We start from the raw sequence: 13,627 nt of genomic DNA on the forward strand, positions 1-13,627 counted from the left end.
AATACTTTAACTATTACGGACAAAAGAAAAATATGCATATCCCCCTCAAATGGCAGTGGACTGTACTGAGTTTTCTGGCGTTACATACTGCTGTTGTTTACGGTGGGGGGAATGCTCAGTCGCGTTCCGTTGGTGTTAAGAGGGGGGCTGACGTGCTGGTGGCACAGGCTCGACAGTATGAGCATGGTGAAGGCGTGCTGCAGGACAGGGAAAAAGCAGTGGAACTTTATTGTCAGGCGGCTCGGCGGGGTTCGGCCGAAGGGCAGTATGCACTGGGATGGATGTATGCCAACGGGCGTGGTGTCGAGCGTAATGATGGGATTGCTGCCAGATTGTTCGAGATGGCTGCTGCCAGAAATCATGCAGATGCACAAAAATTATTGCAGTTCATGCCTGTATCGGATAAACGGAAAACACAGCTACCAAATTGTCTGAGCAGAAATATTTACGTTCGGACAAACATTACGCCTGGTAAATACTATATCGATCAATCCATTTCTGCGCTCGTGGAAAAACTGGCTCCGCAATACGAGATTGATCCGGGTCTTGTACTTGCAGTCATTGCGGTTGAATCTGGTTTCAACACACAGGCTGTTTCTTCCAAGAATGCACAGGGGTTGATGCAGCTTATTCCTGCGACTGCTGAAAGATTTCAGGTCAGGGATGTTTTTGATCCGGAAGAGAATATCAGAGGGGGAATGGCTTATCTGAGATGGCTGCTCGCTTTCTTCAAGGGAGATGTGGCACTGGTGGCTGCCGCCTACAATGCGGGTGAGGGTGCCGTTGAGAAATACCGCGGTATTCCGCCTTATCCTGAAACTGTAAAGTATGTCGACAAAATTATGGCACGTTACGACAAAACCTCTCACCCGTACCAGCCTGGTGTCGTCAATAGAACTTCCTTCATCTTTGCTTCTGCCGTATCAGGACAGTGAGGCTGCCCCACCTTGTGGGATATAAGTCAACTTAGTTTTTCGTCTAACGCCGCGTCATGCAGCAACAGAGTCTGGCTGTACTGTAAAAATTCATCCAGATGCTTTTCTATGATTCTTACGGTAATAGGTAGTTGCAGGGCAATGTAATCATGCACAGCGATATTCCGAAAGCTCACCATGCGTTTGAGGCTGTCAGCCAGTTCAATATTGATCCAGCCACCGCGTGCCAGTAAGGAAAATACATCGCGGGTACTTTGTGGAATTCCCAGTTTTTCACGGCGAATCAAATGTTGGCCCATGTCCAACGCTGCTTCGCAGGCTCGCTGAATGTTGAGGATGGCTGCATCCTGGCGAGTGTAGTCGGTGGCAAAACCTGCCGGATTGGCGGCGTATTCCTCACGCGCCCGCGTTACACAGCGTTCAATCGTTGCTGCCTTGTTGATCAGTACATCATCGGCCATAAACTGTTCCTCTTTGTCGAATGTCGGTCAGTAACCCGGCACGTGCTTCATCGAGAGCAGTTTTCTCACTCAGGATGGATGCCTCAAATAAGGCTGCCTGCATATCCAGTGTCCACCAGCGTTCCCCGGTGGTAATGATCTGGTATTGCATCACAGTGGAGGCAGCTCGCAGGTCGAGCAGATCAACCGCATAGCCTGCCACATCGGCCAGTTCGTTCGCGACTTCGAACAGAATCAACGGATCAGCATAGCCCGCTACCAGTACGGCCAGATCCAGATCGCTATCCGATCTGGCTGTACCCTGAATACGGCTGCCGAAAGCATAAATTGCCAGTAGATCCGGTATGCGGGTTTGCAGAGAATGGATGAGAGCATCACGCTTCATGTCAACTGTTTCATATCGAGTGAGGATGCAGTTTCTTCCAGATTTTTTTCCTTGAATTCGCATAAATCCATGATCAGGCACTGGCGACATAAGGGTTTTCTGGCTTTGCAGATGTAACGCCCGTGCAGGATCAGCCAGTGGTGGGCATCGTGACGGAATTCATTCGGTACCACCTTGAGCAGTTTGCGTTCCACTTCCAGGACATTTTTACCTGGTGCGATACCGATACGGTTGGCTACGCGGAAAATATGCGTATCTACTGCAATGGTGGGTTCGCCAAAGGCGGTATTCAGAATCACGCTGGCGGTTTTCCGGCCGACCCCCGGCAGCTTTTCCAGTTCCGTGCGAGTGCGCGGGACTTCACTGTTGTGTTGTTCGATCAACAACTGGCAGGTGGCAAGAATATTCCTGGTTTTGGTGCGAAATAGCCCGATGCGCTGAATGAACGGGCTGAGGCCAGTTTCTCCCAATTGCAGGATTTTTTCGGGGGTGTCCGCAATCGGGAACAGTTTTCGTGTGGCCAGATTGACACTTTTATCAGTGGCTTGTGCCGAGAGAATGACGGCAATCAGTAATTGAAACGGTGTCTGGTATTCGAGTTCGGTTGTCGGACGGGGATTGGCTGCCCTGAATCGGGTGAATATCTCCCGGCGTTTGGTCGTGTTCATTCAGTCCTTGTTGGGGATGTTTGAGCGGGCAAGTGCAGCTCGTGCACGTTCCATGGCGGCCTGGATGGCTGCCTGTTTCGTATCGGTTGCTTGTTGTACCGTGGGGATTGGGGCTTCTTTCAGCTTGTTCTGCTCTGGTTTCCTGGTACGTTGCTGCTGGCGTGCCAGCCTGAGCAGTCTCAAGTGATATCGCTCCCGTGCACCGTCCGCGATCTGTTGCCGGATTTCGGGTGTGGCCGGGGCGGGTACGGATACCATGCTGATGCAATCCATCGGGCATGGGGCGATACAACGTTCGCAACCGGTACATAACTCGGTCAGAACGGTATGCATATGTTTGGCTGCGCCAATGATGGCATCCACCGGGCAGGCGCGCAGGCAGAATGTGCAGCCGATACATTGAGATTCATCGATGACGGCGATGGCAGGCGGTTTGGGATGGCCATAAGTCGTGTTCAGTGGCTTCGGGGCAATATTCAGGATCGCTGCAATTTGAGCCACACCAGCGTCACCGCCGGGTGGACACTGGTCGATATCCGCATGGCCTTCAACAATGGCTGTCGCATAGGGTTTACATCCATCGAATCCGCACTGCCCGCATTGGGTTTGCGGCAGCACGGCGTCGATCTGTTCGGTCAGTGAATTTTTATCCAGCATGGGTAGTGCGGGAGCAAAGCAGTGAGACGGTTTCTGTAACCAGATCCGGGCCGCGATAAATCAGCCCGGAATAAATCTGTACCAGACTGGCGCCTGCTTCGATTTTGAGTTGCGCATCCCGGGCTGACATGATGCCACCCGCTCCGATGATGGGAATGGCATGCTGGAGATGGTTGGCAAGCTGACGGATGACTGTGGTACTGCGTTCCGTTAATGGTGCGCCACTCAACCCACCTTTTTCATTGCCGCGTGGCAAATGTTCGACACCCTCTCTTGCAGTGGTGGTGTTGGTCGCAATCACCGCATCCATGCGGTGTTTCATTAACAGCGATGCAATTACGGTAATTTGTTCGGATTCCAGATCAGGGGCAATCTTGATGGCTAATGGCGTGTAGCGACCGTGGAGATCACTCAGACGGGTTTGTTCCGCCTTAAGTGCGCCCAGTAAATGTTCCAGCTCGGTTTCATTTTGCAGTTGTCTGAGCTGCTGGGTATTGGGAGAGGAAATATTGACAGTGACGTAACTGGCATGCAGGTACACCTTGCGTAAACAGATCAGGTAATCATCGACTGCATTCTGCAGAGGGGTATCCGCATTTTTACCGATATTGATACCCAGTATGCCGCGGTAGCCGGATTGCTGGACATTTTCTATCAGCTTATCCACACCAACGTTATTGAATCCCATCCGATTGATGATTGCTTCAGCCTGTGGAATGCGAAACAGTCGTGGCCGGGGATTACCGACCTGCGGGCGCGGGGTGATGGTTCCCACTTCGATAAAGCCAAATCCCAGAGAGGCCAGTGCGCTGATGCAGGTCCCATTCTTGTCGAGGCCGGCTGCCAGCCCGACTGGATTGGGAAAATCCAGCCCCATGACGCGAACAGGGGTGCAGTCGATGGTGCGATCGGGCAGCAACCCGGCTCTCTTCAGCAGGTTGAGTGTATCCAGTGTAAGGGTGTGAGCAGTTTCGGGGTCAAGCAGAAACAGTAGCGGGCGCAGCAGGTTGTACATCATATTTATCGGTTCGTTGTGCGGTATTGCCACTGGTTGTCGATCAGATACTGCAGCGGCTGGAAATTGGCTTTGTAGTGCATTTTCCGGCTGTTTGCAATCCAGTAGCCGAGATAAAGGTAAGGCAGCCGGTCAGCACGGCATTGAGCTGTCTGCCACAGGATGTTGAAGGTGCCGTAACTCGATCCGGGTACATCCGGCTCGAAGAAGGTATAAACCGGTGACAGTCCATCCGGCAGCCGGTCGATGATGCTGACCATGCGCAGCTGTTCATTTTCGTGAAATGTTACCAGAAAGGAATCCACTGTACTTTTCAGCAGAAAATCACGGTACTGTTTGCGTCCGTTTTCATCGTCCTGATCCATGCTGCCATTTGTGTGACGGGATTTCTGGTAGCGCTGGTAGAGATCAAAGTGTACAGGATCGAAATGCAGGGGATGCCAGGCGATCTGCAAGTGCTGATGTCGTTTCCATATTCTGCGCTGGGTGCGATTGGGATCAAACAGCTCCACCGGGATGCGCACCGGAATACAGGCGTGACAGTAATCGCAGTCCGGACGGTAGATAAGGCTACCACTGCGGCGATAGCCCTGCCGAATCAGTTGGGCATAGGTATTGCTGTCCGACAGAGTATCGTCAGTGATCACGATACGCGAGCGAGCGAGCTCCCCCGGCAGATAGCTGCAGGGATAACGTCTGGTGATCTGGAAATCCATAGTCACTGCTCCGATCGCCCGGGATAGGTAAAGTCGAAATGCCATTTTCTGTTTTGGCCGGGTAGAGCGGTCAGTTGATTCAGCCGTTTGGAGAATTGTGATCTTGGGATTTCCCGTGCACCCATCGACATCAAATGTGCAGTTTTCATCTGGCAGTCGATCAGGCCATAGCCCCAATTTTCCAGTTGTCTGGCCAGATGAACCAGTGCAATCTTGGATGCATCGGTCGCTCGGGAAAACATCGATTCTCCAAAAAAAGCCCTGCCAATGGCTACGCCGTATAGTCCACCGGCCAGTTCGCCCTCTATCCAGGTTTCGACCGAGTGTGCCACCCCCATCTGATGCAGCGCGGTGTAAGCCGCGATCATTTCCTCGTGTATCCATGTACCTGCCTGGTCCTCACGCGGCGCGGCACAGTCTTGCATGACTTCGGTGAAGGCGCTGTCCGTGCGGATCTGGTAGTCATTCTTCTTCAGGGTTTTGTGCAGTGAACGTGAAATTTTTAATTCTCGGGGAAACAGTACCATTCTTGGATCTGGACTCCACCACAGGATGATTTCCCCTGGATTGAACCAGGGAAAGATTCCCTGGCGGTAAGCGGAGATCAGGCGTTCCGGTGACAGATCTCCGCCCGCAGCCAGCAGACCATTGGGTTCGATCAGTGCCTGTTCCAGCGGGGGAAAAGGCGTATCGGAATAGAGTGTACGAATCATGGCCGAAATAATGTCTCCGGGCAGCAAGTGGAAAGCAGGTTTTCTTGATGTGGGTCAGGATGATTGTGCTGGTAATTATCTAACATCCATTGGTAAATGTACCAGTGCCTGCAACATTTATGCCCTGTTTGGCTGGATTTATTAGCAAAACGACCGTGAGGGGAGTGGCGTTTCAGCCTGATCCGGATTTCCTGAATGGTGAAAAGCGTGAGTTAAACGGGAAGGTAACGATCCCGGCTGGCATTTATCGAAAGGAATGACGGAAAACAGCTTTGTTTTGACTTAGATCAAAGTATCCGGATCGTTAACTATTTAGTATTTGCCATACAACATATCCAAGCACATAAAAAAAGGAGAAACGAGTGAATCGTTATGTTATCGGAAAGCGTGCAGTTTTAAGTGTTACAGCCGGCATGCTGAGTATTTCAACATTGTTGAGCGCACCTCAGGTACTTGCTGACAGTACATCGACACAGGCTCTGGAAGCACAAATCAAATTGTTGGAAGAGCAACTGCAGTCTATCCGGGGTGAGTTGGACAGGGTCAAGACGGATACTGTAAGAAATGAACAGAAAATCCGGGAAAACGAGCAATCGGTTGCTTCTGTCGGGGCGCAAAAAAGTGCAGGGGAGAGCGGCAAGCACATGGTGTTTTTCCGGGGTGGTTTTGCACATAGCAACCATACTCGTAATGGCGTTTCCATCCAGAGTGATGTTGCTCCTGTCGGAGCGCAGGATCAGGCCGGAAAAGATGCCTGGTATATCGGCGCTGGTTTTGATTTCAATCTGACCAATGATGTGTGGGGTTTTCTGCCGGGGACCAGTGTGTTTGCCGAGCTGATGTTTGAATACAAACAGTTCAGCAATAGTGTTTCGGGGAATGCAGCACTGGCTAATAATCCAACTCAGCTGGCAGGCGGGGCGCTTAATCCGCGTAAAGTGACAGTCAGCCAGTTTACGCTCACCGCAGCACCAAAAATCAAGTTTCTGGAAGGAAACCGGTTCAGACCATGGATCATCCCGGCCGGACTGGCTTTGCATGTCATCAGCCCGCCGTCTGAATCCATTACGGTGCTGCAGCCGGGTGTCATGTTCGGGGTGGGTGCTGATTACAACATCTGGAAAGCAATTTATGTTGGGGCCGATGCCAGATATCAGCTGGCAGGCGGTAAGATTGATGGAGTGAATGTCAACGGGTTTACCGTTGGCGGTTATCTCGGAATCGGATTCTAAAGCTACCTGGTTATTATTTTGAAGTAGATGGTTGATGGGGAAGTCGTTGTAATCGTAGTGTGTTTTTCTCTGTAGTAATGAGTATTTCTCTCTTCTTGCTTCGGGCAAAGTCAAAGCCCATGCAGTAACGATTTTGTGACGAAGCCTTTACACCCCGCTGGAGTTTCAGTGGGGTGTTTTTTTGTCTCACGATGACTCCAATACCGCAATTCGCTGGACCACGAAAAGGCTAGATACATCAGGTTTATCAATCGCTTATGAGAGTTAAGCATGTGCCAGTGCTTTCCGAGGAGTCATCATGGAGAAGATCAAGCTCACCAAGTCCGCAGTCGATGCGGCACAACCTCAAGACAAGGCCATTGAACTGCGGGATACCGTGTGCCTGGTTTCATTAAACCACGTCATTTTACCCAGGCAATTTCTTACAAACTTGAGGATAACGCATGTAATCTTGTCAGTAAAAGAACAGATGCAAGTACGAATCGCTTATGACATCGCCTACCCAAATTGACACTACTAGCTTGCTCACCATCTTAGGCGTCATCGCCGCCGTGTGGGCGCTCATTTCTCCCACTAACCGACTCCGGCTTCGCTTCTGCACGACTTGGGTGGATTGGGCCGTGGGCGGATCGGTGTTTCTTCTTGTCCACTACCTGGTGTTCGCTCCGGCTTTGGAGCAACTTGGACTGTACTACAGCCTGGGGCCTTGGAAATGGGGGCTCGACAGTTCCAGCGCGGTGTATCTGCTGCTGCTTTCGGTGGCACTCTACTTCTTTTGGCGAACACGCTTTCCGACACTGGCCCGAGGCCGAGTCCATGTCTTTCGCGAGTTGATCGAAAACCTGCACCTCACCAGACGCTACGACGAGTTGGTGCTGCTGGTCGAACCCCAACTGCCCACACTCATTTCCCTGACCCGGCAACAGTCCTGGCTGGTACGCTGGATCGAACGCTGGGGCAATTCCCAGGACGAACTGGCCGCGCTACTGCGCGGGGAAGCGCCCAAGCCCCCTTCATTCTGGTGCAAGCAATGGCGCCGCTTGTTGCATGGATTGAAATCCAGGTGTGCAAAGTGTGACAAGGCCAGCCTGGAAGCCCGGGAGATCCTGTTGAACCTCGTCACCTCACCTGAGTTGACCGTTCACCTGGCGCAGGCGCACCCACATTTCTGCCTCAAGTTGCTGGAAGCGGACGAAGCGATACGCTCGGATTTCATTGCGCATTACATCGACGCACTGCTGGACGCCACGGGAAGCCGGCTCTACGTCGAGCTGAAAAACAATCAGAACCTAGATGTAGGAAGCCGTCTGTACCTGCCGGAAAATAATCGGCTGCTTCGCTTCTTCTTTGCCGATGCAGCGAAGGCGGTGAAAAATGGCCTGGATGCTGCCGTCGGCGAGTCCGTGCGCCGCCGATTGGATGAAGACAGCGATTTGGCCGAGAAACTTAACAAGCCGTTGGGTTCCTACGCGGAGAACGGGCGGTTTCGTTGCCCGATCAATTCAGGCATCACACTCTTTGAGATCATGGTCCATGAAGGTATCCACCAGGGGCTGCAAGACCATATGTGGCTGCACTACTTCGGGCACTTCGCCGAAAAGATCCTCAAGCAGATGAATTTGCCGCCGGATGAGGAAAGCTATCAAGAGTGGCCGACACCTTTTCACTATCTTCTCTACCGTTTGGTCAGCGTTGCCACAGATTGGGCTGAGCAGTGCGTGCGCGTGGATGATTCCGAAATCCCCAAGGAAACCCGTTGTGCTGATCATTTCGATCGCCACTACATCTCCAAGGAAGCCACCAAGGTACTGGGGGCGATGCTGCAAGACATCATTCCGAGTGAGAAGCTGTCGGCGTCTTCCAAATCAGATCTTCTGGAAGTTGTCATTCGCAGCCATGTAAAGCTCCAGAACGATCCGAAGACGGCTGATGTTGCCGCGTCATTCCTGAACGCTGTGATCGTCGGTGCGGATTTGAAGACAAAGGTCGCCTACCGTCAGGAGCTTAGTAATGTATTCGGAAATCTGGATCACGTTCTGAGGGGCAATGCATCTGCCTTCGAAACAGCGCTGGATGCCTCGCTGTCTTGATGCTCCGATGTGCGGCGGTTATCGCCGTCTGGCACAGCTTCCGCCTATTCCGCTGCATGAGGAGGGCGTTTTGCATCCCCAGCAGAACGTCTCTGAGCAAGAGCTCTGGCTTTCTTGAGACTGCCTCCATCCGGTCGCGCTGTGTGGCCGGGTTTGATGGAGGTACATCCCATGCGATCCGCTCCCTTGCGGCTTGATCAGGTCAGTATGTTGGATCGATTCACGAGACCTTGCTGGTGCGCCGGTAAATCATGCCCCAGGTAATTCCCAGTACGGCGGCGATCAGCGATCCCAGCAGTACGCCAAGTTTGGCAGCGCCCAGCAGGGTTTCGTCGTTGAATGCAAGCATGGCGATGAAGGTGGACATGGTGAAGCCGATGCCAGCCAGCAGGCCGATCAGGCATATGCCTCCCCAAGTCATACCGGTTGGCAGGCGGCACAGGCCTAACCGAACCATCATCCAGCTCACCCCGATTACGCCCAGAGGTTTGCCTGCCACCAATGCCAGCGTGATGCCGACCATGATCCGTTGCGGGTCAGTGGCGGACAGGTCGATGCCGTCCAGGCTGACGCCGGCATTAGCGAGGGCGAATAGGGGCATGATGCCAAAGGCTACCCATGGGTGCAATGCCATCTGCACTCGCACCACCGGCGGCAGCAGTTCGCGTTGAGCTAGCCGAAGTTGCTTTAGTGGTATGGCCAAATGGTGCGCGTTGTGTGCAGTGCGATTGCCATGCTCGCGCAGCTTCTCGGTAGCGTGCGTCACCATGTCGAGTGGGTTTTCGCGAGTGCGCAGTGGTACCACTGGTGTCAACATGCCTAGCACGACGCCGGATAGCGTCGGGTGTGCGCCGGTCATCAGGAGGCCGATCCAGGTAATCGTGCCAGGCAGCAGATAGGCATAGGCCGAGCCAATGCCTATCTGTTGGAAGCCAAGCACTAGTGCAATACCCAGGCTCGCGATGAGGAAGCCGTGGTAATCAAGTCCGTTGGAGTAGAACAGCGCAATGATGAGCACGGCGATGATGTCGTCGATGATTGCCAGTGCCAGCAGGAACACTCGCACATTGGTTGGGATAGTCCGACCGAGCAGCGCCAGCACCCCGATGGCGAAGGCAATGTCCGTGGCTGTTGGTACGGCCCATCCGTGTTGACGTACTGGATCGGTGTTCAGGCCCAGGTAGATCAGCGCTGGTACGGCCACACCGCCCAATGCGGCCATGACTGGCAGGCTGGCTTGTCGCAGATCGCTCAACGCCCCTTCGTGGATTTCGCGGCGGATTTCCATGCCGACGACCAGGAAGAAGATCGTCATCAGGGCATCGTTGATCCAGAAGTGCAGGGGTTGAGAGAATGTCCAATCCCCAATGCTGATGGACAGCGGCAGGTACCAAAGTGTATTGTAGCTATGCGCATAAGATGAATTGGCCCAGATAAGTGCGGCGGCCGCAGTGAGTAACAGCACGATGCCGCTCGCAGCCTCAATGTGCAGGAAGCGTTCAAGGGTGGCGAAGGCGCGTTCGGCTAATAGATGCGCGCGCGGCAGATCCTGCCGCGAGGTGTGGCGGTGCGTGGTCATAAGAACTCCGCGTGGCGGCCCGACCAACGCATGAACCTGTCCCGCTGCGACATGCAGCTAACACCCGAGCGAAATTCTATAGGGAATCGCTGAATAGATCAATCTGGCCAAATTTCTGTTCGATCAAACTCGTGCGTCCCGGCACTAAGAAGCATGGTCAGTCGTGCTATCGTGCTTTGCTGCGGCGTTTTGCTCCTGTCGAGCTTCCATCTTGTCGCGGGCGATGAGCTCAGGAAAGACGGTGGCGACAGGGACAACCGGGTTCCTCATACCAACCGTACCGAAAAGCCGAAAGGCTGGGCTCCGAATCCTGGAATCCGGTATGCGGTTTGAACAGCAAGCCCTTTTCATCAGGAGAAAGATAATGCTTGCCTCCCGTTTCGCTTCCCGTTCCCCAGTACTGCGCAGTGATTTCCCCCACTTTTTTTCTTTCCCGATGCTCTTGTGTGGCTCCCAACCTACAACGCCGCATGATTTTCATGCAAAGCTTGACCTCGGTTTTTTTGCGGGTGTTGGTGACAGCCCATTCAAAAGATAGATTGATCAGGTGCGAAGCTTATCGAGTAATTTGTCGTATAGACCGTTGAAGCTGCCATTGCTCATGATCAGGATATGATCTCCGGGGTGCACGGTGGCTGTAATGGCGCTGATCATGGTGGTCAGGTCATTATGAATTTCAGCTCTATTATTGAGAGATACAAGGGCTGAGTCCACATCCCAGCCAATCTGACAGGCATAGCAGAAAATCTGGTCTGCCTGATTCAGACTGGCCGCGAGAGCATTTTGCCAGATACCGAGTTTCATAGTGTTGGAACGTGGTTCCAGTACAGCAATGATACGTGCCGGCCCAACTTTGGCGCGCAATCCGGCCAGTGTTGTGCGGATGGCGGTGGGGTGGTGCGCGAAGTCATCGTAAACATGAATGTCGTTAATGATACCGCGCAGTTCCATGCGTCGTTTCACGTTCCTGAAGCGGGATAAGGCTTCGATCCCGAGTTGCGCCGGTACGCCGGCATGCCGGGCTGCAGCCAGGGCAGCCAGGGCATTCATGCGATTATGTTCTCCCAGCAGTTCCCAATGCAGTATGCCTTGCGACACTTTCTGAAAACGGACTGACAGACTTTCATTCTGCTCCAGGAGGATCTGCCAGCCATCGTTCACGCCAAATTGTTCTACCGGCGTCCAGCAGCCTTGGCTTAATACCCGCTGTAACGCAATATCCTGCCCGTTGACGATGAGCAGCCCATTGCGGGGAACGATGCGGACAAGATGATGAAACTGACGTTCGATCGCAGCCAGATCGGGGAAAATATCTGCATGATCGTATTCGAGATTGTTGAGTACCACTGTTCTTGGTTGGTAGTGTATGAACTTGGAGCGCTTGTCAAAAAAAGCAGTATCGTATTCATCTGCTTCGATGACAAAGAAAGGAGAAAGTGTCTGCTCTGCTTCGATGATCCCCAGACGGGCAGACAGACCGAAATTCTCCGGAACACCACCGATCAGAAATCCGGGAGAGAGCCCGGCGTATTCCAGTATCCAGGCAAGCATCGAACTGGTGGTGGTTTTGCCGTGCGTGCCCGCAACTGCCAATACCCACCGGTTGTGCAGCAGGTGCTGTGCCAGCCATTGCGGGCCGGACAGGTAGGACAGGTGGGCATCGAGAATCGCTTCCATCAGCGGATTACCGCGCGAGACGACATTACCGATGACGAACAGATCCGGTTTCAGTTTGATCTGATCAGCATCATAACCTTCGATCAGCTCGATTTGCTGATCGCGAAGCTGCGTGCTCATCGGTGGATAGACATTGGCGTCACAGCCGGTGACGGTGTGGCCGGCTGCACGTGCCAATACTGCCAGACCGCCCATAAAAGTGCCGCAAATGCCAAGAATATGAATATGCATGAATGTTGAGAAGAATACCGTGGATTAATTGACGAGATGGTTTGCGAAATTATACGCGAGACCGTTGGCAACGCTATTTATCAGCGCGTATAAATGATGATACCTACGTGCTGAATATGATCAATTAATACCGGGTTTTGCAGGGATCAAAGTGGCAAAAATCGATCTGGTAAGGTAAAAGCAGATCATCCAGGTGATTCTCCAGTGTCAGCAGGTGTTGTGGAGTCAGTGCGGAGCCAAATAAAGTAATATCTATATCTGAACCAGGCCGATAGTACCTTTGGCACACGAACCATAAATTCGCGCTTGTTGCACTTGGGGGATTCGGATGAATTTGCTTTGTAATGCATTGAGCACACCAGGATTTAGACCCATGGCGATGGCATCAACTGTTATTGTCATGGTGCAAGGCTTCCATGTGTTCGGCAAAGGCATTGAACAGCGGCAATTATTGTTGGGCAATGGGCTCGGCTAGAGCATTCTGCATTTAAATAGAGTCTATAAAGGACCCTCAAAGGGTGAGATATAGTTGATCCTGCTATCAGGAGGTGACCTATGCCCAAATCCCATATCGAATGATCTGAGGAAACGCCTGATCAAGGCGGTTGAAAGTGGCTTGTCTGCGCGTGCAGCAGGCAGAAAGTTGGATATTGCACAGAGCACAGCAACTGGAATAGTAAAAGATTGGTAAGACCAGGACAGTTATGAGCCGCCCCCGACCGGGGGATGGCGTCGCTCGGTACTGGAGAAAGAAGCCACGTTCATCGAACAGATGGTGAGCGAACATGGCGACTGGAGTGAAGCAGAAGAGCAAATGCTCATTTGTGCCAGGAATGTGGCATAGAGGTTCATGACACGACTGTGGGGCGTTTTATCCACGCAGAGGGCTGGCGCTATAAAAAAACAGTATTCGCCAGCGGGCGAGATCGTGAAGAAATAAAAGAAGCCAGGATGCTTTGGCGGGCATGGCAGAAGCACTGTGATCCTTCGAAGCTTGTGTTCCTGGATGAAATCAGGCGCAACGACAAATATGATTCGGCAATACGGACATGCCAAAAGCAGTGCACGATGTTTTGGCCATACACCTGGCGGTCACTGACAAACCATGACATTTATTGCTGGGTTACGAGCAGATGGTTTAATCGCGCCCTGGTGTCTGGATAGCACCATGATGGGCGAAGCGTTTAAAACTTACATTGAGACGCAGTTGGCTCCCACCCTTAAGCCAGGCGATATCATCATCGCGGATAATTTCTCATCTCATAAGG

General features: G+C 52.6%; 13 protein-coding genes. 4 read left to right on the forward strand and 9 right to left on the reverse strand.

Translation table 11 applies throughout. The annotated features are described in order from the left end of the window. Nucleotides 1-32 precede the first annotated feature (32 nt). The gene (locus HRU73_RS13260; RefSeq protein WP_287398941.1) at nt 33-935 is read left to right on the forward strand and encodes a lytic transglycosylase domain-containing protein; all 903 of its coding nucleotides are present in this window, start codon (nt 33-35) and stop codon (nt 933-935) included. A 26-nt stretch (nt 936-961) separates the two neighbouring features. Here HRU73_RS13260 and hepT read toward each other — a convergent pair whose 3' ends face one another. From hepT to aat, 7 genes are read right to left on the reverse strand one after another with little or no spacing between them, the layout of a single operon-like run. After that, a complete protein-coding gene (hepT, locus tag HRU73_RS13265) occupies nt 962-1,396 on the reverse strand; it encodes a type VII toxin-antitoxin system HepT family RNase toxin (protein ID WP_287398942.1) in 435 nt (144 codons plus the stop codon). Further along, a complete protein-coding gene (gene mntA / locus HRU73_RS13270; RefSeq protein ID WP_287398943.1) occupies nt 1,386-1,781 on the reverse strand; it encodes a type VII toxin-antitoxin system MntA family adenylyltransferase antitoxin in 396 nt (131 codons plus the stop codon). Before mntA ends, hepT begins: the two co-directional genes overlap by 11 nt. Next, nucleotides 1,778-2,449 carry an endonuclease III gene (gene nth, locus HRU73_RS13275; RefSeq protein ID WP_287398944.1) on the reverse strand — a complete coding sequence of 224 codons (672 nt, stop codon included), beginning with the start codon at nt 2,447-2,449 and terminating at the stop codon, nt 1,778-1,780. Before nth ends, mntA begins: the two co-directional genes overlap by 4 nt. Beyond that, on the reverse strand, nt 2,450-3,106 hold the full coding sequence (locus tag HRU73_RS13280) for an RnfABCDGE type electron transport complex subunit B (protein WP_287398945.1): 657 nt from the start codon (nt 3,104-3,106) through the stop codon (nt 2,450-2,452). Then, entirely contained in the window at nt 3,096-4,124 is a 1,029-nt protein-coding gene (locus HRU73_RS13285; RefSeq protein ID WP_287398946.1) for a quinone-dependent dihydroorotate dehydrogenase, read from the reverse strand. The genes HRU73_RS13280 and HRU73_RS13285 overlap by 11 nt, the downstream gene beginning before the upstream one ends. 2 nt (nt 4,125-4,126) lie before the next feature. Then, nucleotides 4,127-4,837, reverse strand: coding sequence for an arginyltransferase (locus HRU73_RS13290; RefSeq protein ID WP_287398947.1), 711 nt, complete (start codon nt 4,835-4,837; stop codon nt 4,127-4,129). Between the two features lie 2 nt (nt 4,838-4,839). Continuing rightward, nucleotides 4,840-5,550 (reverse strand): leucyl/phenylalanyl-tRNA--protein transferase, encoded by a 711-nt coding sequence (gene aat, locus HRU73_RS13295; RefSeq protein ID WP_287398948.1) that lies wholly within the window; start codon nt 5,548-5,550, stop codon nt 4,840-4,842. Nucleotides 5,551-5,912: 362 nt separating this feature from the next. Here aat and HRU73_RS13300 point away from each other — a divergent pair, with 362 nt between their 5' ends. From HRU73_RS13300 to HRU73_RS13310, 3 genes are all read left to right on the forward strand, one after another. Continuing rightward, nucleotides 5,913-6,782 carry a putative outer membrane beta-barrel protein gene (locus tag HRU73_RS13300; protein ID WP_287398949.1) on the forward strand — a complete coding sequence of 290 codons (870 nt, stop codon included), beginning with the start codon at nt 5,913-5,915 and terminating at the stop codon, nt 6,780-6,782. A 298-nt stretch (nt 6,783-7,080) separates the two neighbouring features. After that, entirely contained in the window at nt 7,081-7,293 is a 213-nt protein-coding gene (locus HRU73_RS13305; protein WP_287398950.1) for a hypothetical protein, read from the forward strand. Between the two features lie 10 nt (nt 7,294-7,303). Beyond that, nucleotides 7,304-8,872, forward strand: a complete 1,569-nt coding sequence (locus HRU73_RS13310; RefSeq protein WP_287398951.1) for a hypothetical protein — start codon at nt 7,304-7,306, stop codon at nt 8,870-8,872. Nucleotides 8,873-9,092: 220 nt separating this feature from the next. Here the strand turns inward: HRU73_RS13310 and nhaA are convergent, their stop codons facing one another. Continuing rightward, nucleotides 9,093-10,451: a Na+/H+ antiporter NhaA gene (gene nhaA, locus HRU73_RS13315; RefSeq protein WP_287398952.1), complete on the reverse strand. Its 1,359-nt coding sequence runs from the start codon at nt 10,449-10,451 to the stop codon at nt 9,093-9,095. Between the two features lie 543 nt (nt 10,452-10,994). Beyond that, a complete protein-coding gene (gene mpl, locus HRU73_RS13320; protein WP_287398953.1) occupies nt 10,995-12,359 on the reverse strand; it encodes a UDP-N-acetylmuramate:L-alanyl-gamma-D-glutamyl-meso-diaminopimelate ligase in 1,365 nt (454 codons plus the stop codon). Nucleotides 12,360-13,627: the final 1,268 nt, after the last annotated feature.

Source organism: Nitrosomonas sp. H1_AOB3 (assembly GCF_015709435.1).
Taxonomy (GTDB): Bacteria; Pseudomonadota; Gammaproteobacteria; order Burkholderiales; family Nitrosomonadaceae; genus Nitrosomonas; species Nitrosomonas europaea.

Excerpts from the sequence above, each read along its gene's own strand:
- HRU73_RS13285 (WP_287398946.1), bottom strand. The coding sequence starts at position 4,124 with ATGATGTACAACCTGCTGCGCCCGCTACTGTTTCTGCTTGACCCCGAA.
- mpl (WP_287398953.1), bottom strand. The coding sequence starts at position 12,359 with ATGCATATTCATATTCTTGGCATTTGCGGCACTTTTATGGGCGGTCTG.
- aat (WP_287398948.1), bottom strand. The coding sequence starts at position 5,550 with ATGATTCGTACACTCTATTCCGATACGCCTTTTCCCCCGCTGGAACAG.
- mntA (WP_287398943.1), bottom strand. The coding sequence starts at position 1,781 with ATGAAGCGTGATGCTCTCATCCATTCTCTGCAAACCCGCATACCGGAT.
- HRU73_RS13305 (WP_287398950.1), top strand. The coding sequence starts at position 7,081 with ATGGAGAAGATCAAGCTCACCAAGTCCGCAGTCGATGCGGCACAACCT.
- hepT (WP_287398942.1), bottom strand. The coding sequence starts at position 1,396 with ATGGCCGATGATGTACTGATCAACAAGGCAGCAACGATTGAACGCTGT.
- nth (WP_287398944.1), bottom strand. The coding sequence starts at position 2,449 with ATGAACACGACCAAACGCCGGGAGATATTCACCCGATTCAGGGCAGCC.
- HRU73_RS13280 (WP_287398945.1), bottom strand. The coding sequence starts at position 3,106 with ATGCTGGATAAAAATTCACTGACCGAACAGATCGACGCCGTGCTGCCG.
- HRU73_RS13290 (WP_287398947.1), bottom strand. The coding sequence starts at position 4,837 with ATGGATTTCCAGATCACCAGACGTTATCCCTGCAGCTATCTGCCGGGG.
- HRU73_RS13260 (WP_287398941.1), top strand. The coding sequence starts at position 33 with ATGCATATCCCCCTCAAATGGCAGTGGACTGTACTGAGTTTTCTGGCG.
- nhaA (WP_287398952.1), bottom strand. The coding sequence starts at position 10,451 with ATGACCACGCACCGCCACACCTCGCGGCAGGATCTGCCGCGCGCGCAT.